Origin of the sequence: Dactylosporangium sp. NPDC005555 (assembly GCF_040605635.1) — a bacterium.
In the GTDB taxonomy this organism is placed as follows: Bacteria; Actinomycetota; Actinomycetes; order Mycobacteriales; family Micromonosporaceae; genus Dactylosporangium.
Map to the genome: position 1 here is coordinate 66,596 of NZ_JBEXDG010000013.1, position 26,034 is coordinate 92,629.

At 73.8% G+C, this 26,034-nt stretch carries 29 protein-coding genes; 21 read left to right on the top strand and 8 right to left on the bottom strand.

The genetic code is table 11. From position 1 onward, the window contains the following. Positions 1-6 precede the first annotated feature (6 nt). Positions 7-1,029: an FKBP-type peptidyl-prolyl cis-trans isomerase gene (locus ABZS58_RS17150; RefSeq protein WP_354782371.1), complete on the top strand. Its 1,023-nt coding sequence runs from the start codon at positions 7-9 to the stop codon at positions 1,027-1,029. Positions 1,030-1,148: 119 nt separating this feature from the next. On the opposite strand, the gene ABZS58_RS17155 is transcribed toward ABZS58_RS17150, so the two are convergent. Beyond that, complete coding sequence (locus tag ABZS58_RS17155; RefSeq protein ID WP_354782373.1) at positions 1,149-2,336, bottom strand: hypothetical protein; 1,188 nt, start codon at positions 2,334-2,336, stop codon at positions 1,149-1,151. Positions 2,337-2,408: 72 nt separating this feature from the next. Here ABZS58_RS17155 and ABZS58_RS17160 point away from each other — a divergent pair, with 72 nt between their 5' ends. Next, complete coding sequence (locus tag ABZS58_RS17160) at positions 2,409-4,175, top strand: thiamine pyrophosphate-dependent enzyme (protein WP_354782375.1); 1,767 nt, start codon at positions 2,409-2,411, stop codon at positions 4,173-4,175. On the opposite strand, the gene ABZS58_RS17165 is transcribed toward ABZS58_RS17160, so the two are convergent. Further along, positions 4,162-4,524, bottom strand: coding sequence for a hypothetical protein (locus ABZS58_RS17165; RefSeq protein WP_354782377.1), 363 nt, complete (start codon positions 4,522-4,524; stop codon positions 4,162-4,164). The genes ABZS58_RS17160 and ABZS58_RS17165 overlap by 14 nt on opposite strands. Before the next feature lie 96 nt (positions 4,525-4,620). Here ABZS58_RS17165 and ABZS58_RS17170 point away from each other — a divergent pair, with 96 nt between their 5' ends. Together ABZS58_RS17170 and ABZS58_RS17175 are read left to right on the top strand one after the other, a co-directional pair. Continuing rightward, positions 4,621-4,950, top strand: a complete 330-nt coding sequence (locus tag ABZS58_RS17170; RefSeq protein ID WP_354782379.1) for a DUF952 domain-containing protein — start codon at positions 4,621-4,623, stop codon at positions 4,948-4,950. 147 nt (positions 4,951-5,097) lie between these two features. After that, positions 5,098-6,813: a hypothetical protein gene (locus ABZS58_RS17175; RefSeq protein WP_354782381.1), complete on the top strand. Its 1,716-nt coding sequence runs from the start codon at positions 5,098-5,100 to the stop codon at positions 6,811-6,813. Here the strand turns inward: ABZS58_RS17175 and ABZS58_RS17180 are convergent. Further along, the gene (locus tag ABZS58_RS17180; protein ID WP_354782383.1) at positions 6,810-7,808 is read right to left on the bottom strand and encodes a GNAT family N-acetyltransferase; all 999 of its coding nucleotides are present in this window, start codon (positions 7,806-7,808) and stop codon (positions 6,810-6,812) included. The two genes, ABZS58_RS17175 and ABZS58_RS17180, sit on opposite strands and share 4 nt — an antisense overlap. Before the next feature lie 116 nt (positions 7,809-7,924). On the opposite strand from ABZS58_RS17180, the gene ABZS58_RS17185 reads away from it, so the two are divergent. The 3 genes from ABZS58_RS17185 to ABZS58_RS17195 all read left to right on the top strand — a co-directional run bounded on the left by ABZS58_RS17185 (position 7,925) and on the right by ABZS58_RS17195 (position 9,750). Then, complete coding sequence (locus ABZS58_RS17185; protein ID WP_354782385.1) at positions 7,925-8,293, top strand: hypothetical protein; 369 nt, start codon at positions 7,925-7,927, stop codon at positions 8,291-8,293. A gap of 84 nt (positions 8,294-8,377) precedes the next feature. Beyond that, a complete protein-coding gene (locus tag ABZS58_RS17190; protein ID WP_354782387.1) occupies positions 8,378-9,103 on the top strand; it encodes an SDR family NAD(P)-dependent oxidoreductase in 726 nt (241 codons plus the stop codon). Positions 9,104-9,201: 98 nt separating this feature from the next. Next, positions 9,202-9,750 carry a gluconokinase gene (locus ABZS58_RS17195; protein WP_354782389.1) on the top strand — a complete coding sequence of 183 codons (549 nt, stop codon included), beginning with the start codon at positions 9,202-9,204 and terminating at the stop codon, positions 9,748-9,750. 77 nt (positions 9,751-9,827) lie between these two features. Here the strand turns inward: ABZS58_RS17195 and ABZS58_RS17200 are convergent, their stop codons facing one another. Then, positions 9,828-10,592: a VWA domain-containing protein gene (locus tag ABZS58_RS17200; RefSeq protein WP_354782391.1), complete on the bottom strand. Its 765-nt coding sequence runs from the start codon at positions 10,590-10,592 to the stop codon at positions 9,828-9,830. Between the two features lie 356 nt (positions 10,593-10,948). On the opposite strand from ABZS58_RS17200, the gene ABZS58_RS17205 reads away from it, so the two are divergent. Further along, positions 10,949-11,956: an LLM class flavin-dependent oxidoreductase gene (locus tag ABZS58_RS17205; protein WP_354782393.1), complete on the top strand. Its 1,008-nt coding sequence runs from the start codon at positions 10,949-10,951 to the stop codon at positions 11,954-11,956. Here the strand turns inward: ABZS58_RS17205 and ABZS58_RS17210 are convergent. Continuing rightward, positions 11,953-12,375 (bottom strand): SRPBCC family protein, encoded by a 423-nt coding sequence (locus ABZS58_RS17210; protein ID WP_354782395.1) that lies wholly within the window; start codon positions 12,373-12,375, stop codon positions 11,953-11,955. The two genes, ABZS58_RS17205 and ABZS58_RS17210, sit on opposite strands and share 4 nt — an antisense overlap. A 163-nt stretch (positions 12,376-12,538) precedes the next feature. On the opposite strand from ABZS58_RS17210, the gene ABZS58_RS17215 reads away from it, so the two are divergent. The 8 genes from ABZS58_RS17215 to ABZS58_RS17250 all read left to right on the top strand — a co-directional run bounded on the left by ABZS58_RS17215 (position 12,539) and on the right by ABZS58_RS17250 (position 19,142). Next, positions 12,539-13,048 carry a GNAT family protein gene (locus ABZS58_RS17215; protein WP_354782397.1) on the top strand — a complete coding sequence of 170 codons (510 nt, stop codon included), beginning with the start codon at positions 12,539-12,541 and terminating at the stop codon, positions 13,046-13,048. Continuing rightward, positions 13,035-13,529 carry a hypothetical protein gene (locus ABZS58_RS17220; RefSeq protein ID WP_354782399.1) on the top strand — a complete coding sequence of 165 codons (495 nt, stop codon included), beginning with the start codon at positions 13,035-13,037 and terminating at the stop codon, positions 13,527-13,529. The genes ABZS58_RS17215 and ABZS58_RS17220 overlap by 14 nt, the downstream gene beginning before the upstream one ends. Then, a complete protein-coding gene (locus ABZS58_RS17225) occupies positions 13,523-14,356 on the top strand; it encodes an SGNH/GDSL hydrolase family protein (RefSeq protein ID WP_354782401.1) in 834 nt (277 codons plus the stop codon). Before ABZS58_RS17220 ends, ABZS58_RS17225 begins: the two co-directional genes overlap by 7 nt. Before the next feature lie 79 nt (positions 14,357-14,435). After that, a complete protein-coding gene (locus ABZS58_RS17230) occupies positions 14,436-15,533 on the top strand; it encodes an amidase family protein (RefSeq protein ID WP_354782403.1) in 1,098 nt (365 codons plus the stop codon). Positions 15,534-15,571: 38 nt separating this feature from the next. Continuing rightward, the gene (locus ABZS58_RS17235) at positions 15,572-16,612 is read left to right on the top strand and encodes a hypothetical protein (RefSeq protein ID WP_354782405.1); all 1,041 of its coding nucleotides are present in this window, start codon (positions 15,572-15,574) and stop codon (positions 16,610-16,612) included. Positions 16,613-16,774: 162 nt separating this feature from the next. Beyond that, positions 16,775-17,407, top strand: a complete 633-nt coding sequence (locus ABZS58_RS17240) for a hypothetical protein (protein WP_354782407.1) — start codon at positions 16,775-16,777, stop codon at positions 17,405-17,407. A 140-nt stretch (positions 17,408-17,547) separates the two neighbouring features. After that, the gene (locus ABZS58_RS17245; protein WP_354782409.1) at positions 17,548-18,264 is read left to right on the top strand and encodes an alpha/beta hydrolase; all 717 of its coding nucleotides are present in this window, start codon (positions 17,548-17,550) and stop codon (positions 18,262-18,264) included. A gap of 92 nt (positions 18,265-18,356) precedes the next feature. Continuing rightward, positions 18,357-19,142, top strand: a complete 786-nt coding sequence (locus ABZS58_RS17250) for an endonuclease/exonuclease/phosphatase family protein (protein ID WP_354782663.1) — start codon at positions 18,357-18,359, stop codon at positions 19,140-19,142. Between the two features lie 38 nt (positions 19,143-19,180). On the opposite strand, the gene ABZS58_RS17255 is transcribed toward ABZS58_RS17250, so the two are convergent. Beyond that, complete coding sequence (locus tag ABZS58_RS17255) at positions 19,181-19,915, bottom strand: hypothetical protein (RefSeq protein WP_354782411.1); 735 nt, start codon at positions 19,913-19,915, stop codon at positions 19,181-19,183. 76 nt (positions 19,916-19,991) lie between these two features. Here ABZS58_RS17255 and ABZS58_RS17260 point away from each other — a divergent pair, with 76 nt between their 5' ends. Then, complete coding sequence (locus tag ABZS58_RS17260) at positions 19,992-20,864, top strand: LysR family transcriptional regulator (RefSeq protein ID WP_354782413.1); 873 nt, start codon at positions 19,992-19,994, stop codon at positions 20,862-20,864. A 296-nt stretch (positions 20,865-21,160) separates the two neighbouring features. Here ABZS58_RS17260 and ABZS58_RS17265 read toward each other — a convergent pair whose 3' ends face one another. Then, positions 21,161-21,640: a hypothetical protein gene (locus ABZS58_RS17265; protein WP_354782415.1), complete on the bottom strand. Its 480-nt coding sequence runs from the start codon at positions 21,638-21,640 to the stop codon at positions 21,161-21,163. A 49-nt stretch (positions 21,641-21,689) separates the two neighbouring features. Between ABZS58_RS17265 and ABZS58_RS17270 the strand changes: the two genes are divergently transcribed. The 4 genes from ABZS58_RS17270 (at position 21,690) to ABZS58_RS17285 (ending at position 25,385) form a co-directional block, all read left to right on the top strand. Then, a complete protein-coding gene (locus ABZS58_RS17270; protein WP_354782417.1) occupies positions 21,690-22,382 on the top strand; it encodes a response regulator transcription factor in 693 nt (230 codons plus the stop codon). Continuing rightward, the gene (locus ABZS58_RS17275; RefSeq protein WP_354782419.1) at positions 22,379-23,632 is read left to right on the top strand and encodes a HAMP domain-containing sensor histidine kinase; all 1,254 of its coding nucleotides are present in this window, start codon (positions 22,379-22,381) and stop codon (positions 23,630-23,632) included. The genes ABZS58_RS17270 and ABZS58_RS17275 overlap by 4 nt, the downstream gene beginning before the upstream one ends. 79 nt (positions 23,633-23,711) lie before the next feature. Beyond that, positions 23,712-24,218: a hypothetical protein gene (locus tag ABZS58_RS17280; protein WP_354782421.1), complete on the top strand. Its 507-nt coding sequence runs from the start codon at positions 23,712-23,714 to the stop codon at positions 24,216-24,218. A 468-nt stretch (positions 24,219-24,686) separates the two neighbouring features. After that, positions 24,687-25,385, top strand: coding sequence for a methyltransferase domain-containing protein (locus ABZS58_RS17285; protein WP_354782423.1), 699 nt, complete (start codon positions 24,687-24,689; stop codon positions 25,383-25,385). A 222-nt stretch (positions 25,386-25,607) separates the two neighbouring features. Here the strand turns inward: ABZS58_RS17285 and ABZS58_RS17290 are convergent, their stop codons facing one another. Beyond that, positions 25,608-26,000: a MarR family transcriptional regulator gene (locus tag ABZS58_RS17290; protein WP_354782425.1), complete on the bottom strand. Its 393-nt coding sequence runs from the start codon at positions 25,998-26,000 to the stop codon at positions 25,608-25,610. Between the last annotated feature and the right edge of the window lie 34 nt (positions 26,001-26,034).

Consider the following 26,034-nt stretch of genomic DNA (forward strand, 5'->3'; position numbering starts at 1 on the left):
CCAACTGTGAGCGATCGGGGCAGAAGCCGCCGCACTGCGAGGCCGACGAAGGCCACGCCGCCGAAGGCGGCACCGGACACCGAGGTCGAGCCCACCGACGTCGAGGGTGCGGAAAGCGACAAAACGCCTGAAGCGACCTCTCCGGAGGTCGTGACCGGCGCCGACGAGACGGTGTCGCTGGACAAGGACGACGCCGGGGACACGGCCGCCGAGGCGGACGAGGCCGACGAGGCCGGGGCGGACGCCGCGACCGGCGCCGACGACCCGGACGCGGCCGCCCCGGGTGACCCGGAGGATGACCCGGCCGGGGACGCGGAGGACGAGGACGCTGCGGCCGCCAAGGGGAAGCCGTCGTCGAAGTCGAAGGCGCCGGCCCCGATGACGAAGGCGGAGAAGCGCGCCGCCGCCCGCATCGCCGCCGCGAAGGTCGCCCGCCGCCGCCGCGCCGGCCAGGCGATCGCCGGCACGATCATCGTCCTGCTGGTCGTCGGCGGTGCGTTCGCCGGCGTCTGGTATTTCGGCGACCGGGCCGAGAAGAACCGGGTCAAGTGCAAGCCGTCGGCCGACGCCGCCGCGTTCCCGCCGTTGCTCGGCGGCATGGACAAGGGCCTGGCCACCGAGCCGAAGATGACCACCGGCGACGCCGACATCAAGACCGTCAAGCAGACGATCCTGATCAAGGGTGAGTGCAAGACCGTCAAGGCCGGCCAGACCGTCACGGTCAACTACGTCGGCGCGACGATCAAGGACGGCAAGGTCTTCGACGCGTCCTGGCCGCGCAAGAAGACGATCGAGATCCCGGTCGGCCAGAAGCAGCTCGGCAAGCAGCCGCAGGTCATCGAGGGCTGGGACGAGGGCCTCGTCGGCCTGAAGGTCGGCACCCGGGTCCAGCTCGACATCCCCGGCAGCAAGGCCTACGGCGACGACGCCCCTGAGGGGTATCCCGCCGGCACGTTGCGCTTCATCGTCGACATCCTCGACGTGAAGGACGCGGACAGCGGCGGCCTGCCCGCCGGTCTCGGCGGCTGACCCGCCCCACGGCACGTGACGACGGCCCCGCCGGGCACCCTCCGGCGGGGCCGTCGTCGTTGTACGGCGCGGCACCACCGACGCCCACGACCCGGGCGTCCGGAGCCGGCTGAACGGCCTTACGGCGTGACGGCGACGGCCCGCAGGCGGGCGACCACGCCCGGGTGCGGCCAGGTGCGCAGGCGGAAGCGTTCGGGGTCGAGGCCCGGTGCCGGCTCCAGGTCGACCTCGCGCTCCAGCGCCGCCCACGTGACGAGGAACGAGCCGAACGACACGTATTCGGCCCGGGGCAGCAGCGTGTCGACGCCCTCGGCCCAGTCGGCGACGGAGAACACGGACCGGTCCGGGCGTTCGGCGACGGTGACCGCCGCCACGGACGCGTCGGTGTCCAGGTGCGGTGCCTGCGCGTCGTATCCGGCGGCGGCCATCAGGACCTCCGAGCGGTGCACGGCGGCGTGCAGCGGATGGCCGGGCGGCGCCGGGTAGGGCACCACGGCGCCCGTCGCGTCGACCGTGTACGCCATCGCCGAGATCGGCCGGGCGGCGTCGCGGTACTCCTCCTCGACGACCGCGAACAGGGGACCGGCGGCGTCGTCGGCGGCCAGGAGCAGGCCCGTGGTGTCGGGCACGAACGCGACCGGGGTGCCGCCGAGCCGGTCCGCCTGCGCGGCGAGCCACCCGGGCAGGAGCAGGTGCGAGGCGCAGTACGCGTCGCCGTCGTCGACGATCCGGATCACCGCGGTGCCGCCGGAAGGGCCGCCGGGCAGCCCGGTGAGGTTCCGGCGGGCGCGGTCGAAGACCACCGGCGCGGGCACCCCCCACTGCGCCAGCTGGCGGGTCGTCACGTACATCATCGACGTCGGCTGGTCGACGGCCACGACCTCGTCGAGCATCGGCAGCGCCGGGCGGCGCACCAGCGGCGGTGACCCCGCGGGCATCCCCAGCCCGAACGTCACCGCCCGCAGCAGGGGCCGCAGCAGCGGCGCGACCTCCTCCCACGTGTCGGGCGCGCCGGTGGGGAACACGACGGCCGACAGGAAACGCGCGATGCGCTGCCGCCGCTCCTCGCGGCCCGCGTCGCGGCACTCGCGGAAGATGTTGCCGAGGTAGGCGATCGACGGTGCCGCCCCGGCGTCGTCCCGCCCGTGGCCCGTGGCCGCCCCGCCGTGACCGCCCACCCGGACGTGGATGGCGAAGCGGTCGCGGTCGTACCGGGCGTCGGCGACCCCGGCGTCCCGCAGCGCGGTCAGCACCTGCCTGGCGAAACGGTCCTGCCGGCTGCCGAACACCCCGTCGAGCATCCCCATGGCCAGGCACGCTACCCGACTTGATCAGTCACTTCCCGTTTGTTTCCGCCCGTACCGGCAAAGCACAGGCGTATGAGCAAACCGACTGTCGGTGAGGCGCTGATCGCCAGACTGGCCGACTGGGGCGTCGACACCGTGTTCGGCCTCCCCGGCGACGGCGTGAACGGGATCATGGAGGGCCTGCGGCGCAACGCCGACCGGGTCAGGTTCGTCCTGGTGCACCACGAGGAGGCGGCCGCGTTCATGGCCGTCGCGCACGCCAAGGCGACCGGCCGGCTCGGCGTCTGCCTGGCCACGTCCGGGCCCGGCGGCATCCACCTCGCGAACGGGCTGTACGACGCGAAACTCGACCACGCGCCGGTCCTCGCGATCACCGGCATGCAGGAGTCGACCGTCATCGGCACCGCGTACCAGCAGGAGGTCCACCTCGACCGGTTGTTCTCCGACGTCGCGGAGTACAACGAGATCGTCGGCAACCCGGCGCAGGTGCCGTCGCTGGTGGACATCGCGGTCCGCACCGCCCTGGCCCGCCGCGGCGTGGCACACCTGACGGTCCCCAACGACGTGCAGGTCGCCACCGCCGGCGACAACCCGTTCGACGCGGTCGGCCCGGTCCGCGAGCCGGCGACCGCGCCCGTGTGGGTCGCCCCGCCGGTGCGGCCCGCCGGCGACGACCTGCAGGCCGCCGCGGACCTGCTCAACAACGCCTCGAAACCGGCGATCCTGGCCGGTGTCGGTGCCCGCGGCGCCGGACCGCTCGTCGAGCTCGTCGCCGACGTGCTCGGCGCGCCGATCGTGAAGTCGCTGATGGGCAAGATGGTCGTGCCGGACGACTCGCCGTTCGCGCTCGGCGGGCTCGGGCTGCTCGGCACCGCGCCCAGCGAGGACCTGATGCAGGAGTGCGACGGGCTGCTGATGGTCGGCACGAACTTCCCCTACACGAAGTTCCTCCCGGCGCCCGGGCAGGCGCACGTGGTGCAGATCGACGTCGAGCCGTCCCGCGTCGGCACCCGCATCCCGACCGACGTGCCGCTCGTCGGCGACGCCGCGGCCACCCTGGAGGCGCTGCTGCCCAGGCTGCGGCGGCGCACCGACCGGCGCTTCCTGCAGCGGTACCAGGAGAAGATGCGCGACTGGCGCGAGCGCATGGCGGCCACCGAACGCGCGGACCGGGACCCGATCGCGCCGCAGTTCCTGGCCCGGACACTGGACCGGGTCGCCGCCCCGGACGCGGTCCTCACCTGCGACTCCGGCACCGTCACCACCTGGGCGGCCCGGCACTGGCAGGCCACCGGCGGCCGCGAGTTCTACCTGTCCGGCACGCTCGCCTCGATGGCGCCGGGCCTGCCGTACGCGATCGCGCTGCAGCACGAGTACCCGGGCCGGCAGGTCATCGCGTACGTCGGCGACGGCGGCTTCGCCATGCTCATGGCCGAGTTCCACACCGCGGCCCGGTACAAGCTGCCGATCAAGGTCGTCATCAACGACAACAACGCCCTCGGCATGATCGTCTGGGAGCAGATGGTCAACGGCTTCCCGGAGTTCGGCGTCCGCTACGGCGACGACCCGCAGCCGGACTACGCCGGGTGGGCGCGCGGCTGCGGGGCGTACGGCGCCCGCGTCACCGACCCCATCGCCCTGGAGAACATCCTCGGGGAGGCCCTGGCGTACGACGGGCCGGCGCTCGTCGACGTCGCGGTCGACGCCGACGAGCCCCCGATGCCGGCCAAGGTCACCTACCAGCAGGCGGTGAAGTTCGCGGAGGCGTTCGTGCGTGGCCAGCCGCACAAGGCCGCGATCGCCACCACGCTGCTGAAGGACCGCATCACCCGTCTGTGAGCCGCCGCCGGGCGACGACGCGGCGGCTGCGGTGCCGTCCCCGGCTCCGCACCGACCGGGTCCACCGGCGGGCCCGCAGGCGGGTCCGCCCGACAGCCATCGTGATACCGCCCGGAATGTCCAGGCCGCCGAGCCCGGCGACACCGCCCACGAGCACCACCCCGCCGATCGCGACAAGTCCGGTCCCGGTCAGCAGGTACATCGTCGAATCCTGCTCCTGGACGGACTGCTGCCCGGTGGTCTGCGCCGTGCGGACCATCGCCGGGTCGGGTCTTCGCACGTGCGCGGCGCTCAGCGTGCCGACCGCGATGGCGGCTCCGGCGACGCACACCCATGTCCGAGTTCTCATAATCGCGTACGCTAGGTCGCAAACGGGTGACTCGTCGCTCACACCATTTCACCTGCGACAGGTGAGAGAACCCCTCACCCGTGGCATTGTGTGCCGGTGCTGATCTACAAGATCCTGCTGCCCGCCGAGTGGGCCCGCTTCGAGGCCGACGGCCGGTTCGACGGCTCTGCGCTGGACCTGCGCGACGGCTACATCCACTGCTCCTCCCGGGACCAGCTCGCCGGCACCGCGCTGCGCTACTTCGGCGCCGAGCCCGATCTCGTCGTCGTCGCCATCGACGTGCTGACCATGGGTGAGTGGGTGCGCTGGGAGACCTCGGCCCACGGCGGCCTGTTCCCGCACGTGTACGCCCCGCTGCCGCGTGCCGCCGTCGCCGCCGTGCACCGCATCGCCGGCGCCGCCTCCGTCGACGAGGTCGTGCCCTGATCCACGAAGCGGCGAAGGCCGTGCCCAAGCCCACGAAGCGGCGAAGGCCGTGCCCAAGCCCACGAAGCGGCTGTGCCCAAGCCCGCGAAACGGCGAGAGGCCGTGCGCTGAACCGCCCGAAACGGGAGCGAAGTATCGTTCTGGACCATGGACGAGGGGCGATCCCGGAGCCGGTGGACGATCGACGCGTTGGCGGTGGCCGGGTATCTGGCCGGTGCCGTCCTCCTCTGTGGACGGCTGCTCGCGCATCCGGGGCAGCGGCTGCCGTACACGCCGGGCGACCGTGTCCTCGCCGAGTACTTCCTGACGTGGGCGGCGCGGTGCGTGCGGACCGCCTCGAACCCGTTCGTGCTGGACCGGCTCAACGCCCCGGCCGGCGTCAACGGGATGGCCAACACGACGATGCTGGGGCTGGGCCTGCCGCTGTCGCCGGTGACGCTGCTGTTCGGCCCGGGGATCGCCTTCGACCTGCTGGTCGTGCTGACCCTCGCCGCGACCGGCGCCACCTGGTACTGGCTGCTGTCCCGGCACGTGGTCGGGCGCAGGGGCGCTGCCTGGGTCGGCGGGCTGGTCGCCGCGTTCGCGCCGAGCGTGGCCAACCACGCGACGTTCCACCCGAACCTGACCGCGCAGTTCCTGGTGCCCGTCATCGTGTGGCGGGTCGTGAAGCTGCGCGACGCGCCGGTGCGGGGCGGGCTGATCCTCGCGGCGCTGGTCGTGTGGCAGGTCTTCGTCAACGAGGAGACGCTGTTCATCACGGCCCTCGCCACGGGGGTGTGCGGGCTGCTGTGGCTGGCGCAACGACCCCGCGAGGTGCGGCTGCCGAGCGTCCTGGCCGGGCTCGGGGTGACGCTGCTCGCGACGGCGGTGGTCCTGGCGTACCCGCTGTGGTGGCAGTTCTTCGGCCCGAACGCGTACCGCGGCGGCGAGAAGCAGATGACCGCGTTCCACACGGACCTGCTGGGCCTCACGTCGTTCTCGCGCAACTCGGTGGCGGTGCGTTTCAGCGAGTTCCAGCCGGCGCCCGGGTTCTCCGCCGAGCAGCACGGCTACTTCGGCTGGCCGCTCGTCATCGCGGTCGCCGCCGTCGTCGTGTGGCGGTGGCGGGAGCCGCTCGTGCGGTCGGTCGCCGTCACCGGCGCGGTGTTCGCCGTGCTGTCGTTCGGCACCGAGCTCACGCTGTACAACCGCGGCACCGGCATCCCGGGCCCCTACGCACTGCTCAATCACCTGCCGCTCTTCGACACACTGCTCCCGACGCGGCTCGGTGAGGCGGCCACCTGGGCGGTCGCGCCGCTCGTCGCGATCGGCCTGGACCGGCTGCCGGCTCCGGACGGCACGGCGCGGAGCATCCGGGTGCTGACGGCCGGTCTCGTCGCGGCGGTGCTGGTGCCGGCGGCGCCGGTGCCCATCAAGGTGATCGACCGGCCGGCGGTCCCGGCGTTCATCGCCTCGGGGCAGTGGCGCTCCTACGTCCGGGCCGAGGAGTCGGTGCTGGTCGTGCCGCTCGCCACCTTCGAGCACTGGACGTCGATGAGCTGGGCCACCGCGACGGGCGCCGACATGCGGATGTCGCACGGCTACTTCCTCGGCCCGGCCGGCGGCGTGCGGGGCAGCCACGCGGCCGTCGGCGCCCCGGTCCGCCCGACCGACCGGCTCATCAACGCGGCCACCGGCTCGCGTCAGGTCACCGCCGTCACCGACGTGGACCGGGAGCAGGCCCGGCTCGACCTCGCCTACTGGCGCACGTCGATCATCCTCGCCCCGGACGGTGCCGGGGCAGCCGCCGAGCGGGGCACCCTGGACGCGCTGTTCGGGCCGGGACGCCTGGTCGGCGGCCTGTGGCTGTGGGACGTGCGCTAGAGGCGCTGCTCGAGGACCTGGCCGGGCCAGTCGACGCCGGTGGTCAGGCGGACCGTGAAGGTCTCCGTCGGGGTGAAGCCCTGCCGGCGGTACCAGTCGACGAGCGCCCGGTCGTCGCCGGCGTAGCAGTCGACCCGGAGCAGCCCGATCCCGCGCCGCACCGCCAGGACCCGGGCGTGGTCCAGCAGCAGCGTGCCCAGCCTCCGGCCCTGCCGCGCCCGGTCGGTGACGAGCAGGTTCACGTACAGTTCCGGCTCGTAGACGACCGGGATGTTCTCCGGCGCCTCACCGACGACGATCGCACCCACCACGGCGCCGCCGATCTCGGCGACGTGCAGGTGCCCCTGCGGGACCCACCGCATCATCGCCGTCAGCCGGCGCGGGTTCGTCGAGTGCGGCCCGGTGCCCCATTGCCCGGTCCGCCCCCGCCCGGCCAGCCAGCGGGTCGCGCCATCCAGCAGCCCCAGGACCGGCTTCACGTCGGCGAGGGTGCCGGGCCGCACGCACGCGTCCGGCGTCGCGAGGGACAGCTCCAGCTCCAGCTCGTCGCGCAGCGCGATGCCGAACTCGCCGGCCTCGGCGATCCGCGGCTTGCGGAGGCGGGCCCGCTGCACCGCGCCCGGGCGCACGTCCCGGATCCGCATGCCCCGGCGCTGGTAGAAGCGCAGGGCCTCGAGGTTGTCGCTGGTGGTGATCAGCCACAACCGGGTGCAGCCCGCGTCGGCGGCGACCGCCCGCGCCGCGTCCAGCAGTGCCGTGCCGATCCCGGCATGTGGACGCACCGCGTCGAGCGTGACGATTTCCAGCCCTGTCGCGGCGAGCTCGTAGGTGAGAAGTCCCACCCGTTCACCCGTTGCGTCCTCGGCGACCAATGCGGGCAGCCGATCGGCGTCCCGACCGTTTTCTCCCGTGATGACGTGGACCGCACCCCACGAATTGACGAGCAATTCCTGCAACCAGGGCAGATCGGTCCCGACAACCGCGCGTACCAACACACGGGCACCCTATCGGTGAAATTGAATTTCGCAGATGCTGGCAAATTCGCGACACTCCGATGTGCGGGGTGTTGCGCCATGATGGCGGAGGGCATTTACCTCCGGAGGGGGCGGACTTGGACGGACTCGCGCGGGCAGGCAAGCCCGGCTGGGTCGTCGGCGTCCTCGCCCTTGTCCTGGCGATGCTGTTCGGCGCGACCATCGGCGCGCCCACCTCCCGTGCCGGCGTCACGCATCAGCTGCTCGCGCCCGCCCACCACCACGGCTCGTGGTCGACCGACGACGACGACAACCAGCAGCAACCCCTCATGCTGCACGCCGAGGGTGAGCAGGCCGAGTCCCCCGAGGGCACGGCCCACGCCCTCGCCCAGCTCACCGCCGGCATCCTCGCCCAGCTGATGCCGGTCCTCCTCGCCGGGCCACCGCCGGGCGGCCGCACGGACCACGCGCCCGTCCGCTCCGTGCTGCAGGTCTGGCGCACGTAGACCGAACTCCCACCCCGTCGTTGTTGTCAGGCACCTCGACACGGTTGGAGTGATGTCATGTCCGCAACCGCGGACGTTTCCCGCATGCGTTCGGTCATCGTGACCGGCGCCTCCAGAGGGCTCGGCGCGGCCCTGTTCCACGCGCTGCATTCCGACGGTGCCAGGGTCTTCGGGCTGGCCCGTTCCTTCCCCTCCGAGCAGCAGGCGCTCGCGGCGCGGCATCCGGCGTCGGTACGGCTGCGGTCCACCGACCTCGCCGAGGTCTTCAGCCTCCCGGCGGAGGCGGAGCTGGCCGCGTTCGTCGGCGACACCCGCCCCGAGGACGAGGTGGTGCTGCTGCACAACGCCGCGACGGTCGAGCCGATCGGCCTCGCCGGTGAGCTCGCCCCCGAGGAGGTGTTCGCCGCGGTCCAGGTCAACCTGGTCGCGCCGATCCTGCTCACCAACACCTTCCTGGCCGCCTTCGCCGGTGACCTGGCCCCGCGGCTGCGGATCGTCTACGTCGCCTCCTCGGCGGCGCACCGCAGCTACCCGGGCTGGGCGACGTACTGCGCGACGAAGGCGGGCGCGGAGGCGTTCATGCGCTGCGTCAGCGAGGCGGCGAGCCGCGCCTGCACGGTCGAGATCGTCGACCCGGGCGCCATCGAGACGCAGATGCAGCGGACGCTGCGGGAGCGGGGGACCGGCCTGCCGGGGCACGCCCGCCTCGTCGAGCGGCACCGCGTCGGCGACATCGGCGACCCCGACACGGTCGCGAAGCAGCTCCTCGCCCGGCACTTTCCGCCCCTGGTGGCGATGGCCGCGTCCTGAGGGCACGCCCGGTGGGCCGGCCGGTGGACGCCGGCCGGCCCACGGGGCGTGTGCAGCCCCTGTGTGTAGTCCCCGGGCCGCATGGGTACGGTGTCGCCATGCCGGACACCCCGCCTCCAGTGATCGTCGTCATGGGTGTCGCCGGCACCGGCAAGACCACCGTCGGGGCATTGCTCGCCGGTCGGCTCGGGTGGAGATACGCGGAGGCCGACGACTTCCATCCCGCCGGGAACGTGGCGAAGATGGCCGCCGGTGAGCCGCTGACCGACGAGGACCGGGCGCCGTGGCTCGCCGCCATCGGCCGGTGGATCGACGAGCACGCCGCCGCCGGCAGCCCTGGCGTCGTGTCCTGCTCCGGCCTGCGCCGGGTCTACCGCGACCAACTGCGCGCCGGCCGCCCGCAGGTGCGGCTCGTCCTCCTCGACGGGTCCCGGGAGCTGATCACGCGCCGGCTCGCGGCCCGCCACGGCCACTTCATGCGCGTGGAGATGCTCGACAGTCAGCTCGCCGCCCTGGAGCCGCCCCAGCCGGACGAGGACGTCACGGAGGTGTCGATCGACGCCACCCCCGAGCAGATCGTCGACGAGATCATGCGGCTGGAACGGCTCGGCACCGCAGACGACGCGGGCGCGTCAGCGGGAAACTGAGCATCCTGGCGCCCGGTCTGGTCGTCCAGGTCAGGATGCCGGCCGCCGTGGCCGCCTCGACCCAGGTGTCCCGGTGTCTAGCTGAGCACGCCCGCGGCGGTGGCTGCCTCGACCCACGTGTCCCATTCGTCGGCCATCGCCTCGGCGAACTGCAGATCGGTGCACGTGAGCAGGTCCAGGGCCTCGGTCGAGGACTTCGTGTCGACGTTGTCCAGGAGGCGTTTGGTGTTGTCGAGGTCGTCGAGGGTCTGGAAGTACTCGACGGGCTTGACGGCCAGGAGCTTGAGGAACACCGGGTAGCGGGACAGCTCGCACACGATCTTCGTGGTGGCGCGCCGGCTGTCGGGGCCGCCGTCGGCGACGACGATGCAGAAGATCGGCGCGGTCGTCGTCTCCGCCTCCGCGAGGACGACCGCGAGGGCGTCGGCGAGGTTGGTGGTGCCCATCCAGCCCTGGTGGATCTCGCGGTCGACGACGCCGCTGTAGTTGTCGACGGTCACGGGCACGATCGGCAGGACCTTCGTGTCGAACGGGACCACCGGGACGGTGCCGTCGATGTCGATCTGCAGCGCGAAGCCCAGCGCCCGCTCGACCAGGGTCTGCACCGCCCCGTTCTTGTAGTCGGCGCGCATCGAGCCGGAGTGGTCCAGCACGAGCATCGCCTGGGCGCGGATGCCGCCGAGACCCCGCTTGCTCAGCGCCAGGCCGGCCTTGTCGGCGCGCTTGGCGAGGTCGACGTGCCCGGACTCGCGGACCTTGGCGAGGTTCACGGCGGGCGCCCCGGAGGAGTCCTTGACGAGCGCGACGGACCGCGCCGCGGTCAGCTGCGGTTTCCCGGCCATGATGCTGCCCTCCTGGTAGTTACCCTGCCACGACCGTAACCCGCCGCCGGGCACGGATGCCCGCAGGGGCCGCGGCGCAATTCCCGCGCGGTGTGAACATTCATACTGCGGGCTCACCCGGGTGGTGGACTGAATTGCATGTGAATCGCGCTCCGGTCGCACTCGCGGGAGTGAATTCGTCAGCGCCGGTGAGCGCTGCGTATACGACCCCGTCGCCCCCCTGCGAGTCTGGCCGCCGCCATTGTTTGCCTCTCCTCGGCAATACGCCGTTCAGAAGAGGAAGCACGTGAAACCTTCCGGGGCGGGCCGCGCCGCCGCGGGAACATTCCGGCGGGTCCCGCTGTTGACCATGGTTTGTGACCGAGATTCCGCTTTCCGTCCTTGACGTCGCGCCCCGAGCCGCCGACGCGTCCGCCGGTGACGCCCTGCGCAACACGACGGAGCTGGCCAGACGCGTCGAGGCGCTCGGATACCGCAGGTTCTGGGTCGCCGAGCACCACAACATGCCGGCGATCGCGAGCTCCTCACCCGCGGTGCTCCTTGCCCACCTGGCCGCCGCCACCTCCACGATCCGCGTCGGGTCCGGCGGCGTCATGCTGCCCAACCACGCTCCGCTCGTCGTCGCCGAGCAGTTCGGCACCCTCGAGGCGCTGCACCCGGGCCGCGTCGACCTCGGCATCGGCCGGGCGCCCGGCACCGATCAGTACACGGCGCTCGCCCTGCGCCGCACCATGGACGGGCTGTCCGCGGAGAACTTCCCCGAGGAGCTGCAGGACCTCATCGCCTACTTCACGGGCGACGACGCGCGGCAGCGGATCCTCGCCTCGCCGGGCCGCGGCGACAAGCCCGACGTGTGGCTGCTCGGCTCCAGCGGCTTCAGCGCCCAGCTCGCCGGGCTGCTCGGCCTGCCGTTCTCCTTCGCGCACCACTTCTCCAGCACCAACACGCTGCCGGCGTTGAAGCTCTACCGCGACAGCTTCCGGCCGTCGCAATGGCTCGACGCGCCGTATGCGATGGTCGCCGTCAGCGCGGTCGCCGCCCCGACCGACGAGGAGGCCGAGTTCCTCGCCGGGCCGAGCCAGCTGTCGTTCCTGCGGCTGCGGTCCGGCCGGCCCGAGGCCATGGCCACGCCGGAGGAGGCGGCGGCGTATCCCTACAGCGAACGGGAACGCGAGTTCATCCTCGACCGGCGCGACGGCCAGGCCCTCGGATCGCCGTCGACCGTCCGGGCGCAGCTGACCGAGCTGCTGGACCGTACGCAGGCCGACGAGCTGATGCTGACCTGCATGGTGTACGACATCGACGCCCGCGCCCGGTCGTTCGCGCTGATCCGCGAGCACGTGGCGGCGCACCTGACCCGTTAGGCCATCCGGCGGGTGAGCTCGGCGGCCCTCTGCAGCTGCACGGACTTCGCGGTCCGCAGCACGTACCGGCGCAGCAGTGACGGCGAGTCGACGGTGACGGACTCGGTCACCTCCGTGCCCTGATCCTTCGGGACCAGGGTCACCGCGGCCCGCAGGCGCACCCGGCCGGGCGAGACGACCTCGCTGGTCACGGCCGGTGCGTCCGGGTCGAGCGTCATCGTCACCCGGATCGGGTTGGTCCAGAAGCGGAACCGTTCGAGGGCCACATAGGTGACCCGGTCGCCGTCGGTGTGGACGTCGCGGACGGCGACGACGAGCGGGGACAGGCCCACGTAGGACCGCGGGTCGGCCAGGTGCGAGTAGACCCTGGCCGGCGGGGCGGCCACGACGAACGTGTGAGCGAAGGCATCGACGGGCATGGCCCTAGACGGTAGCGTGGCCGATCTACCGGTGGTTGCCCCTTCCCGGCGGCTGGCGTTTGTCGGCTCTTGGTCGGATGGCGGCCGGCCCGATCATCGGCGAAGATGGCGGACGATCTTGCGCGTCGCGCGCAGGCTGCCGGCGTGAGCGAGGTGAGGCGAGTTGAATAAGACCTGGGTGCGGCTGCGACCGGTGGTCGAGAGCGATCTGGGAATGTTCCGCCGGTTCGTGACGGAGCCCGGCCTGGCCGGCCCCGCCTGGTCGGGCTACCGCGAGCCGACCGGCCCGGCCCGGCGGTTCGCCGAGGACGGCTTCCTCGGCGACCTCGACGGCCGGCTGATGGTCGAGGCCGACGAGACCGCCGCCGGCTACGTCAGCTGGGAGGCGTGCGGCACCGGCTGGTCGCGGTACTGGAGCATCGGCATCATCCTGCTGCCGGAGTGGCGCGGCCGCGGCGTCGGCTGGCGGGCGCAGACGCTGCTGTGCGACTACCTGTTCGCCAACAGCGCCGCCCCGCGGATCGAGGCCCGGACCCAGCCGGAGAACATCCCGGAGCAGAAGGCCCTGGAGAAGGTCGGGTTCCTCAGCGAAGGCATCCTGCGCTCCGCGGAGTTCCGCGACGGCGCCTGGCGTGACGTCCTCGTCTACGGGAAGCTCCGTGGGGACCGCTGAGTTCTACATCTACGAGATGGTCGTCGGCTCCGTGCTGCGGCACCTGGTGTCGCCGCTGGAGCCGGACGAGGTCGCCGAATACGGGCTGGCGCCGGAGGCGGTCGTCGGGCTCCTCGCTGTGGGCGTCGGCGGGCCGGCCGCGATGCAGCCGGACCACTTCGAGGAGAATCCCGCGTTCGTGCGCTTCCTGCACGAGATGATCGCCGACGACATCTTCGTCGTGCCGGGCATCCGCGAGCAGGCCTCCGTGGTCGGTGAGCACGGCTGGGTCGACGTCCTCGACGCCCGCACCCCCGACCCCTCCGGCGACGTCCCGGCGCACGACGTCATCGGCAGCGTCGAGGTGCGCGACGGGGTGCTGGTGCCCATGTCGTACCGGCCGAACGACGACCACCGGCTGCTCACCGGGGACGGGTTCTTCCAGCTGCCGGAGGAGCTCGAGATGTCGCTGCTGAAGCGGCTGCACGCTACTATGTGCTGATCGTCAATCGACTCTGGGTGTTCGGGCTGGCCGCGCTGGCCACCCTCGCCCTCGCGTGTGAGGGCGGCGCCGGCGCGGACCCCGCTCCGTCCGGCAGTGCCTCCGTCACGATGGTCGCCCTCGGCGACTCGCTCACCACCGCGTTCGCGTCGTGTCTCGCGCCGTCGCCGTGCCCGCGCAACTCGTGGTCGACCGGCGACGGCACCCGCGTCGACAGCCACTACCGGCGGCTGCGCGAGACCAGCCCCGGCCTTCGCGGTGTCAACTCGGCCCAGGGCAGCGCACGCGCCGACGCGCTCGCCGCGCAGGCCCGCACCGCGGTCACCGCGAAGGCCGCCTACGTCACGATCCTCATCGGCGCCAACGACGCCTGCCGGCCCACCCTCGACGCGATGACCCCCGTCGACACGTTCCGCCGTCAGGTCGACGACGCCCTCGCCGTGCTGAAGGAGGGCCTGCCGCAGGCCCGCGTCCTGGTCGTCAGCATCCCCGACATCAACCGGCTCTGGGAGGTCGGGCACACCAGCCAGGTCGCGGTGAAGGCGTGGTCGTTCGGGATCTGCCAGGCGCTGCTCGCCGCGCCCATCTCCACGGCAGCCGCCGACGTGGCGCGCCGCAAGGCGTTCGGGGCGCGGGTCGACGCGTACAACAGCCAGCTCACCGCCGCCTGCAAGGCCTACGGCGCACGGTGCAAGGACGACGGCGGCGCCGCGCACCGGGTCGCCTTCACCCTCGACATGGTCGTCGCGCAGGACTTCTTCCACCCCAACTCCGCCGGGCAGAACGCCATCGCCAAGGCGACGTGGCTCGGCCCGCCGGACTGGTGACGCCCCCGCGGATTCGGCGCTAGGCTCATCACGGTCCGCCGCGGCGTCGCGGCGGCCTGCCGGGACGCAGGAGGCGACGATGACCGCGGACCCCTCGGTGTGGCGGGTGAAGGGGATGCCCCTCGCCCCGGCCACCGGCCACGGCCTGCTCGACGGCCTGCGGCTCGCGGTCAAGGACCTGTTCCAGGTCACCGGCTTCGCCGTCGGCGGCGGCAACCCCACCTGGCTCGCGTCCGCCCTGCCCGCCGCGCAGGACGCCCCGGCCGTCGCCCGGCTGCGCGCCGCCGGCGCGGTCGTCCAGGGGATCGTGCACACCGACGAGCTCGCCTACTCCCTCTCGGGCACGAACGTCCACTATGGTGCGCCGCCCAACCCGGCCGCGCCGGACCTGGTCACCGGCGGCTCCTCCAGCGGCCCCGCGTCCGCGGTCGCGACCGGCCACGCCGACATCGGCCTCGGCACCGACACCGGCGGCTCGATCCGGGTCCCCGCGTCCTGCTGCGGCCTGTTCGGGCTGCGCCCCACCCACGGCGCCGTGCCCACCGACGGCGTGCTGCCGCTCGCGCCGTCGTTCGACACCGTCGGCTGGATCACCGCCACCGCCGCGAACCTGGCCCTCGTCGGCGCCGTGCTGCTGCCGGACGGCCCGCCGGACCCGCCGGCGCGGCTGCTCACCGTCGACGGCGTCGACGCGTCCCAGTTCGGCCTGCCGGTCTCGACCGTCGCACTGTCCACCTGGGACGATCCCGACCCGCTGCTGCTGGCGTTCCGCCGGGTGCAGGCCGCCGAGGCGTGGCGGGCGCACGGCGCCTGGATCGCCGCGCACCCCCGCGCGCTCGGCGTCGACGTCGAGGACCGCTTCCGCTTCGGCGCGACCGTCACCGCCGGCGAGGAGGCCGCCGCCCGCTCGCTCATCGCCGGCCTGCGGGCGCGGCTGCTCGACCAGCTCGCCGACCGCGACGCGTGGCTGGTCCTGCCGGCCGGCGGGCCAGGCCACCCGCGGGACCTGAGCCTCACCGCGCGCGACACGTGGCGGCGTGCGACGCTGCGGTGCTCGGTGCCGGCGAGCGCCTACGGACTGCCGAGCATCTGCGTGCCGACGGCGTCGTCCCCGCCCTCCGGGCTCGCCGTCATCGCGCCGCCCGGCCACGACCGCGGGTTGCTCGGCCTCGCCTGATCCCGGACTTCGCCGGGGCGTCGCCGGGGCGGGCCGTCGTGCATACTGTGCCGCCGACCCTCGGCCCGGAGCAGATGATGAGCGACCCCTTCGACGGGATGGAAGACTGGGCCAAAGAGGCGGAGCGCAGGGCGAAACGGGCGGAGCGGCGACGCAGGCTCGGTGCGGCGTTCCGGTTCCGCTCCGAGCGGGCGCGGACCGTCGCCTGGTTCCTGAGCGCCGCCGTCGCCGCGGTCCTGCTCGCCGCCGCGCTGCCGACGATCCGCACCTATCTGCCCGGCTCCGCTGCTGCGGACTCCACCACCGCCGACGCCGCCTATGCCACGCAGGCGGTGCCGTCGGGTGTCACCGTCACCACGACGGCGAGCGCCGCGCCCACCGACCCCTTCGAGGGCACCGCCGCCGCGACCTACCCGAAGGGCGAGACCGGCATCACCCTGCCGGCGGCGACCGCGGTCACCGGGTTCACCGCCGCGCAGGTCGACGGGGCGCTGCGGCAGGTCCGCACGGCGCTCGTCGCCGCGCGCCTCGACCAGCGGATGCTCACCGGCCACGACCCGGCCCCGTTCCTGGCGCTGCTCGCCCCCAACTCGGCGTCGAACATCAGACCCTGGTTCGACCGCAGCACGTTCAGTACCCTCGCCACCTGGATCGACCCGTCCGCCCGTCTCGACGCGGCCGAGGAGGTGCGGGTCAGCGGGCGGGTCACGTTCGCGTCCGTGTCCGTCGACGGCCTGCAGACGCTGCAGATCACCACGAACTTCGTCTGGGTCTACGCCTTCACCGGCAACCCCGGGCATCCCTTGGCCGCCGCGCACGACGAGGTCCGCTGGGACTTCCCCACCACGGCCCGCCTCCGGGCCGGCGACAAGGGGATGTGGGTCGGGCACAGCGCCGGGTACCTGGCGTGGATCGACTGCGTCGCCGCGCGCAAGGGAATGCTGGCGCCGTTCAAGGAGGGCGCCGCCGATGTGCCGGGCCCGGCCGACACGGAGGACCCCGACGCCTACCTGAAGGCCGACCACACCCTGGACATCGGCGACGACTGCGCCTCCTCGCCGTCACCGTCCGCGGGCTGAACTGCGGGCTGGCCTGCGGGCTGGCCCGCAGGCGGTATGCCGCGCCCGGTTGCCGTATCCGCCCCGCCATGTCCGTGCCGTGGGGGGCGTCCCGCCTTCCGGGCCGCCCGGCGCCGCGGGCGAGGAGCGTCCGTCCCGATGAGCCATCGGTAGCATGCGATCATGGCGCTGTTGCACCGGGCGGACCTGACGCCCAGCAAGCTCGAACTGCTCACCGCGTGGCTGCCGGCCCGGGCCTGGTACACCGGCCCGGCGGAACCCGCCCTGGCGAAGGTCGGCGCGTTCCGGTTCGACGACCCAGCCGGCGAGGTCGGCGTCGAGACGATCCTCGTGCGGGCCGGCGACGGGCCGGTGCTGCAGGTCCCGCTCACCTACCGCGGCGCCCCGCTCGCCGGCGCCGACCGGTGGCTCGTCGGCACCACCGAGCACTCGGTCCTCGGCCGCCGGTGGGTGTACGACGCGACCAGCGACCCCGTCTACGCCTGCGCGCTCGCCCACACGATCCTGACCGGCGCCGCCCAGGCGGTGGAGGAGTTCGAGGTCGACGGCGTCCGCCGGCCCCGCCGCAGCGACGTGCAGACCACCGCCGCCGGCTCCTCGCTGGTCGCCGAGGTCACCGGCATCGTCCGCGTGGATGACCGGGACCCGGCCGTCATCGCAACCGATGTGCTGGACCTGACCGTGTTCAGAATCCTCGAGGACGACCCGGATCCCGCGCCGGCCGCGCCGACCCTCACCGCCACGTGGGAGGGCATCGCGGCACCGCGCCTCCTCGCGTACGCCACCGTGCGGTGAACCCTCCGCCGCCGGAGCCGGGCCTGCCGGGCGCGGGCCGTCGAGTCGCTCACGCGGACGCTCGGGCCGGGGCACCCCTTCACCCGGCGGGCGGGTGGCGGGTCACCCACGGCGGCACCTCCGTGCGGGATGCTGTCGGGGTGACCGAACTTCGCGTGCTCCGTGGCGGCTCCGGCACCCCGGCGGTGCTGCTCCTGCACGGCCTCGGCGCCACCGCCGACGTGTGGGACGACCTGACCGCGCTCCTCGGCTGCGCGTGGGTGGCACCCGACCTGCCGGGGCACGGGGGTTCGGCATGGCTGGACGGGTACACGTTCGCCGGGGTCGCCGACGCCGTCGCCCCACTGGTCGACCCGCACGGGACCGTCGTCGTCGGGCACTCGTTCGGCGGGGTGATCGGCCTGCACCTCGCCCACCTGCCCGGCGTGCGCGCCGTCGTCGGGCTCGGCATCAAGGTCGCCTGGACTCAGGACGACCTCGACCGCGCGGCCGCGATCGCCCGGAAGCCGCCGATCATCCACCCGACCCGCGACGAGGCCGCAACCCGCTTCCAGCGGGTCGCCGGGCTCGTCGGTCTCAAGGATGACGCACCCGGCGCGGCGGTCGTCCGGGACGGCGCCGGCTGGCGGAGCACGCACGACCCGCGGACGTTCGCCGTCGGCGAGCCGGGCGTCGCCGCCCTCCTCGCCGCCGCGCCCGTCCCGGTCGTCCTCGCCCGTGGGGAGGGCGACCGGATGGTCAGCCGGGAACAGCTCGCCGCACTGGTTCCGGAACCCGTCGACCTTCCCGGCGTCGGCCACAACGCCCACGTCGAAGGCCCCGCCGCCCTCCTGCCCGTCATCGCCGCTCTGCGTTGAAGGCGCCGTGCCGCGGGGCGTGCCGGCGGGCCGGTGCTGACGGTTCCGTTCAGATCGGCCGGTGCTGATCTACGATCGGCACGGTGCGGATCATGACCTGGAACGTCTGGTGGCGGTTCGGCGACTGGCGGGCCCGGCACGGGGCGATCCTCGCGACGCTGCGGGCCGAGGAGCCCGACGTGTGCTGCCTGCAGGAGGCCTGGGCGGTCCGCGGCGGCGAGCATCAGGTCGAGGTGCTGGCGCGCGAGCTGGGCATGCACTGGGCGTACAGTCCGTCGCCGGCACCGGAGCGCTGGCACGAGCGCATCGGCGACGCGGGCATCGACGTCGGCAACGCGGTGCTCAGCCGGTGGCCGATCGCCGCGACCGCGGTCGGCGACCTCGGCGGTGAGGGCCGCACCGTGCTGCACGCCCGGGTCGACGCGCCCGGCGGGTCGGTGCCCGTCTTCACCACCCATCTGGACTCGACGCCGGACGGTTCGGCCGGCCGCTGCGCGCAGGTCGAGCGGCTCATGCCGTTCGTCGCCGCGCACCGCGACGCCGGCCACCCGCCGGTGCTCACCGGCGACTTCAACGCCGAGCCGGACTCCGACGAGATGCGCCGCGCCGGTGGCCACCTGACCGCGCCGGTCGTGCCCGGACTCGTGATGGTCGACGCGTGGCGGTACACCGGCGGCGGCGGACCCGGATGGACCTGGGACCGCCGCAACCCGCACGTCGCCGGGCACGGCGCACCGAGCGCCCGGATCGACTACGTCCTGGCCGGGCTGCAGGGCGGCGGGCGCGGCGTCGTCGAGGGCGTCCACCTGGCCGGCACCGGCCCGTGCGACGGCGTCTGGCCGTCGGACCACTTCGCCGTCGTCGCCGACCTCAGCTGAGACGCCACCGCCGGCGGCAGCCGGACGCCGGGTCCGGGTCAGCGCGCCTGTGCGTGTGCGGGTCGGCGGGCGGCGACGGACACGGCGGCCTCGGCGAAGGCGCGGATGACGACGTGGCAGCGGGACCCGTCGCCGGCCAGTTCCGGCTGGAACAGGGTGCCCATCAGGAACGGGTGGCCGTCCAGCTCGGCGACCCTGACCTCGCCGCTGTCGTCGAAGCCGGTGAAGCGCAGCCCGTGCCGGGTCAGCTCCGGCAGATAGCCGTGGTCCAGCCCGTACGCGCAGTGATAACGCTCGACGGACCGCTCCACCCCGAAGACGCGCTCGGCCAGGGAGCCGGGGGTCAGGTCGACCGCGCCCTCGTGGCCGACGAGCGAACACGCCAGCGGCACGATCAGCTGCCGTGGGGCGCCGGGATCGGACTCGCCGTGGCGGGCGTCGGTGATGCCGCAGACGGTGCGGGCGAACTCCAGCAGCAGATGCTGGAAGCCGCCGCACGTGCCGAGGAACGCGACGTCGTGCTCACGGGCGACCCGCACGGCGTGCAGGGCGCCCTCCTCGCTGCGGTACGGGCTCCCCGGCAGCAGCCAGATTCCGTCGAACCCGGCGAGGTCCGTCGCCTCGGCGTCGGAGGTGGGGATCCAGTACGCGTCGACGCCGATCCCGTGCCGCGTGCGCAGCACTTCGAGGAGCCCGGGAATCCTGGTGTGGGAACGCACGTGCGGAGAGCGGTCGCCCACGAGGGCGACGCGGGCGGTGCGGGTCGGTGCCATGCGTCCCACTCTCCTACCGGAGAAGGACATCAGTCCAACAACTGATGTGCGTACCGCGATAAGCGATACTGATGTCGTGGATCCGCACCTGCTGCGCACGTTCGTCGCCGTCGCGGGCACGGGCTCGTTCTCCGCGGCTGCCCAGGAGCTGGGCTACACGCAGTCCGCCGTGTCGCAACAGATCGCCGCGCTGGAGTCCGACCTGGGTGCCACGCTGCTGCACCGGCGCCCCGTGGCGCCCACCGACGCGGGCGCGCGGCTGCTCGAGCACGCCGGCCCGATCCTGCTGCGGCTGAGCGCGGCCCGCGCCGACGTGGCCCGGCTGGCGGGGGAGCCCGCCGCGACCGTCGTGCTCGGCGCGACCCCGTGCGCCGGCGGCGCACGCGCCGCGGCGGTGCTGGCCTCGGTGCAGCGGGCCATGCCCCGCGTCCGGTTCACGCTGCTGGTCGCGGGGCGCGCCGCGGTGGCCACCGGGGTCGCGACCGGCACGCTCGACGTCGGGCTCGTCGACGGCGTGACCGCGCCCAGCGACCCGTTGCCGCTGCCCGACGCGGGTCAGCTGGTGTCGTCGGCGCTGGCCGAGTCCGCCGCCGTGGCGGCGTTCCCGGTGGGTCATCCCCTCGCCGGTCGCCGCTGCATCGAGCTTGCAGACCTCGCCGACGCGACGTGGATCGACGCCCCTGAGGTCGCCACGCCGCTGCCGCAGCTGCGGGCCCTCGCCCACAGCGGCGGCTTCCGCGACGGGTTCGCCTATCCGGGCACCGACACCGGAGGCCTCCTGGAGCTGGTCGCGGCCGGCGCGGGCCTGGCGCTGCTGCCCGGCCCGGTGACCCACCCAGGCGTCGTCGGTGTCCCGGTCACCGTGCCCCGCCTCGTCCACCGGACGGAACTCGTGCACGGCTCGCTCACCCCACCGGCCCGAGCCCTCGCCGACGCCTTCCGGTCGTAACTGGCAGCGCTGCCCACCGTGCGCCGCCGCCGCCCTGCCGCCTGCTGTCCTGCCGCGTCCTGCCCCTGCCCCTGCCGCCCCTGCCGCATGCTGCGCCTGCCGGGTGCCGCCCTGCCGTCTGTCGCTAACCGCACTGTCGCTTGCCACGCTGTCGCCGGCTGACCTGTCGCCGGGTGTCCTGCCGGTGCTGCCCTGTCGCCTGTCGCTTGCTGCCCTGTCATCTGCTGCTGCCCTGCCGCCCTGCTGCCCGCCGGTGCCGTGAGCCGTCAGCGGGCTCGTGACGTGGGCCCGCCTGCTCAGTCGTCGCCGGTGACGGTGAGGTGGGGCTCGGTGCCGGCGCAGGTGACCTGGGCGCGGACGTCGCCGCCGCCGCTGCGGGCCTTGAACCGCAGCGACGCGACCGCCGCCGGTCCCCGCTCCACATGGTCGCTCTCGAACCCGGAGTTCGGCGTCCACGACCGCAGCGTCACCAGGCCCGCGTCGCACACCGCGACGATCGTCCCGCCCGGGGTCGTCAGGGCCCGCACGATGCCGCCCTGCCCCGCCGACGCGGACGGCGCGGCGGAGCCCGGGGACGTGGAAGGAGGCGTGGGGGCGGCGGACGCCGCGGCCAGCAGCGCGTCGACCCTGGCCCCGCTGTACGGTGCGTCCGACGTGCCGAAGATGCCCTGCCGCATCGACCCGACCGCGCCCGTCGCCACGGCCGTGGCCACGGCGACCGTCAGCAGCCAGGCGCCACCCGCGAGGACCCATCGGCGGAGCAACGTCGTCGACATGTGCACCACTATCCACCGCCGATCGCTAAGGCATGGTTAACCTCTGGCTATGGCGAAGGTGCTGATCGTGGAGGACGACGGGACCATCCGGACGGGCATCGTGCGGGCCCTGACCGGGCGCGGGCACGTCGTCGTGCCCGCCGCGACCGCCATGGAGGGGCTCAAGCTCGCCGTCGCCGAGGCGCCCGACGTCGTCCTGCTCGACCTCGGCCTGCCCGACCTGGACGGCCGGGAGGTGCTGCGGATGCTGCGCGCCGTGAGCCGCGTGCCCATCATCGTCGTCACCGCGAGACGCACCGAGGGCGAGATGGTCCGAGCCCTGGACGCCGGCGCCGACGACTACGTCGTCAAACCGTACGGCGCCGAACAGATCGACGCCCGCATCCGCGCGGTGCTGCGCCGCGCCGACGGCGGACCGTCCGCACCCGAACGAGACCCGGCGCTCGACGTCGACGGGGTCCGCATCGACCCGCGGGCCAGGACCGCGACCCTCGACGGCGCGCCGCTGGACCTCACCCCGCGCGAGTTCGACCTGCTGTACCACCTGGTCTCCCGCGCCGGTGAGGTCGTCGGCAAGCGGGAGCTGCTGACCGAGGTGTGGCAGGTGCCGTACACGACGGCGGACAAGACCGTCGACGTGCACCTGTCGTGGCTGCGCCGCAAGCTGGGGGAGACCGCGCTGGAGCCACGCCGCCTGCACACCGTCCGCCGCGTCGGCGTCAAGTACGGGCTGCAGCGATGAGGTGGCGGCTGGCGCTGCTCGTCGCGGCCGCGATGACGCTGGTGCTGCTCGCGTTCCTCGTGCCTCTCGCGCTGCTGCTGCGTGGCGTCGCAGCGGACCGGGCCGTGTCGGCGGCCATGACGCAGGCGCAGTCCCTCGGCGTCCTCGTCGCCACCGCCGACCCGCAGTCGCTGCGTCTCGCCGTCGAGCAGGTCAACGTCGACGCTTCCCGCCCGATCACGGTGTACCTCCCTGACGGCGCCGTCGTCGGCCCGGCCGCCGGCAGGACCCCCGGGGTGTCGCTGGCGGCCCGGTCCGGCAGCTTCTCCGTCGAGCACCCGGACGGCCGGGAGGTCCTCGTCGCCGTCCAGGGCCTGCCGCAGGGGACGGCCGTCATCCGGGTCTTCGTGCCACGGGCCGAGCTGCGCAAGGGCGTGACCCGCGCGTGGCTGGTGCTCGCGCTGCTCGGTGTGGGCCTGCTCGCCGTCGGCGTCGCCGTCGCCGACCGGCTCGCCGTCATGGTCGTGCGCCCGATCCGCTCCCTCGCCGAGGTCTCCGACGCCCTGGCGGGTGGTGACCTCGACCGCCGGGCGCCGGCCACGGCCGGCCCACCGGAGGTGCGGGCGGTCGCCGCGGCCCTCAACCAGCTCGCCGCCCGCATCCGCGACCTCCTGCGCTCCGAACGCGAACGCGTCGCCGACCTGTCGCACCGCATGCGGACCCCGATGACCGCGCTGCGCCTGGACGCCGAGGGCCTGCGCGACCAGGCCGAGGCCGACCGGATCCTCGCGCACGTCGCCGCCCTGGACCGGGCGGTCACCACCGTCATCGAGGACGCCCGCCGCGAGCGCGACGTGCCGGCCTGCGACGCGACCGAGGTGGTCGCCGAGCGCGTCCGCTTCTGGACGGTGCTCGCCGAGGACCAGGGCCGCCCGGTCTCGACGGAGCTGCCGGACGGCCCGCTGCCCGTGGCGGTCTCCGCCGCCGACCTCGCCGCGTGCGTCGACGCCCTGCTGGGCAACGTCTTCGCGCACACCGAGGAGGGCGTCGCGGTCTCCGTGACGCTCGACGGCCACCGGGTCCTCACCGTGCAGGACGCCGGCCCCGGCTTCGACCCTGCCGCCGGCGCCCGAGGCGTGAGCGGGGCCGGCTCCACGGGGCTCGGGCTGGACATCGCCCGGCGTACCGCCGGCGGCGCCCTCACCGTGGACCGCTCACCGCTCGGCGGCGCCCGGGTCACGGTCACGCTGAACGCGTTAACCGAACCTTAGGGTTGCCACAGCGCCCCGATATCGCCGCGCCCGGCAACGTGGTTGTTGCAAACGCAGAACAACCACGGAGGTGTACGACATGCGCAAGCTCCTCATCATCGCAGCGACCGTGACGGTTGCCCTGGCTGCCGGCGGCACGGCTCTCGCCGCGTCCGGCCCCTCGGGCGACGACCGCCCCGCTCGGGTGTCCACTTCGGACAGCCCGTCCGCGTCGGCGTCAGCGGACGACCACGGCGGCGACCCCTCGGCGTCCCCGTCCAGCGACGACCCGACCGCGTCCCCGTCGGCCTCCGCCTCGACGGACGACCACGGCGGCAACCCGACGGCCTCCGCTTCCCCGTCCGCCGACGACCACGGCGGCAACCGCACCAACGGCTCAGGCAACAGCGGCTCGGGCAGCGGGTCCGGGAGCAGCGGGTCCGGTCACGGCGGCAGCGGGCGCGGCGGCAGCGGCAGCGGCAGCGGGCACGGCGGCTCGGACGACGGCCCCGGCCACGACGCCGGCGACGACCACGGCAGCGGCGGCCACGGCTCCGACGACGGCCCGGGCCACGACGCGGGCGACGACCACGGCGGCGACCGCTGACCTTCACGCCCACCGCCCACCGCCCACCGCCCGCCGCCACCGGCGCGGGCGGCTCGGGCGGTTCGGGGGCGGCTCGGGCGGTTCGGGGGCGGCTCGGGCGGTTCGGGGGCGGCTCGGGCGGTTCGGGGGCGGCTCGGGCGGTTCGGGGGCGGTTCGGGCGGTTCGCGGGCGGCTCGGCAAGCATCGACCCGCCGGGCCCGGGTGCGGCAGGGCGCAGGCGGTGGTCCCGCCCGAATCCATCGCTGGTGATCACTTCGGTGGCGTTGGGCGGGAGGCGTGTCCTATGTTGTGGGACGGTGGCGGGATGTGGAAAGCCTGACATGGGACGGGCTGAGCCGGCATCTGCACGTGGGTTGCAAGGGAATGGTGGGGGAGTCGTCCCACAAGACGAGACCAGGTGGTGGGCGAGGGGTTCTGGAAGGGCGGCGCGGTGTTGGCTTCGCGGGTCCTGGTTGCGATCATGGTTCGGTGACCCTGCTCGATGACGACACGCTCGCCGGCTCGGCAGTGGTGGCCAACTCCGCGATGAACCGCGAGCGCGCCCTCGCCGGGGTCAACGGCTATGACCGTGAGCTGGGGTTCAACCCGGTGGAGGCGCTCCTGCCGCTGGTGTCGGTGACCGGCGCGCCCGACACCGTCGCGTGGCTCGACCTGTGCTGCGGGACAGGGCGGGCGCTGGTCGAGGCGGCCGCCAGGCTGCACGCCGCCGGGGTGGAGGACCGGGTCCTCGTCCACGGGGTGGACCTCGTCGACGCGTTCGACCCGGCGCCGGACGTGCCGTGGCTGCGCCTGACGACCGCGTCGGTGGCGGACTGGAAGCCTGACCGGCTGTACGACCTCGTCACCAGCGTGCACGGCCTGCACTACGTCGGCGACAAGCTCGGGCTGCTCGCCGCGGCCGCGGGGTGGCTGACCGGCGGCGGCAGGCTCGTCGCCGACATCGACCTGGACAGCATCCGCCTGGAGGACGGCCGGCCCGCGGGGCGGCGCCTCGCCGTGCACCTGCGCGACGCCGGGTTCAACTACGACGGGCGGCGCCGCAGGATCGGCCGGGACGACCGCGGCGACGTCACGCTGCCGTACGAGTACCTCGGCGCCGACGACAAGGCCGGCGCGAACTACACCGGCCAGCCTGCCGTCCATTCCTACTACCGCCGGGTGTCCTGAGGGCGGCGCGGGCTGCTGGCGCCGCGTGTCCTGACGGATCGCGCGGACCGCAGGCGCCGCGGTGTCCTGAACGACCGAACGGACCACGCGGACTACCGGCGCCGCGTGTCCTGAACGACCGAACGGACCACGCGGACTGCCGGCGCCGCGTGTCCTGAACGACCGAACGGACCGCTAGCGCCGCGTGTCCTGAAAGGACCGCTGAGGGCGCCCGGCCTGCTCCTAGCGGCGGGCGTCCTGGCCGACCTGCAAGTGACTTGCGAGCACCGCGAGGTGGGTCTCACGCGCGGCCGTGTGGCGCCGCAGACCCTCGGTGGTGAGCGTCACGAACACACCGCGGCGGTCGGCCTCGCACAGTGCCCGCGCCACGAGGCCGCTCTTCTCCAGGCGGGCGACCGCCCGTGACAGGGCGCTCTGGCTGAGGTACATGTCGGCGGCGAGATCCTGCATGCGGCGCTTCTCACACTGCTGCGCGACCAGCCGGTCGAGGATCTCGAACTCGCTCATGCTCAGCCCGTGCGCGTCCGACAGCGCCCGCTCCAGATGGCACGCGACCTCGTTGTAGCTGGTCAGCAGCGAGCGCCAGTGCTCGACAAGCGCCTCCTGCGACGTCATGCCGCGCATCCTACTCCGGTACCACACCTGAATG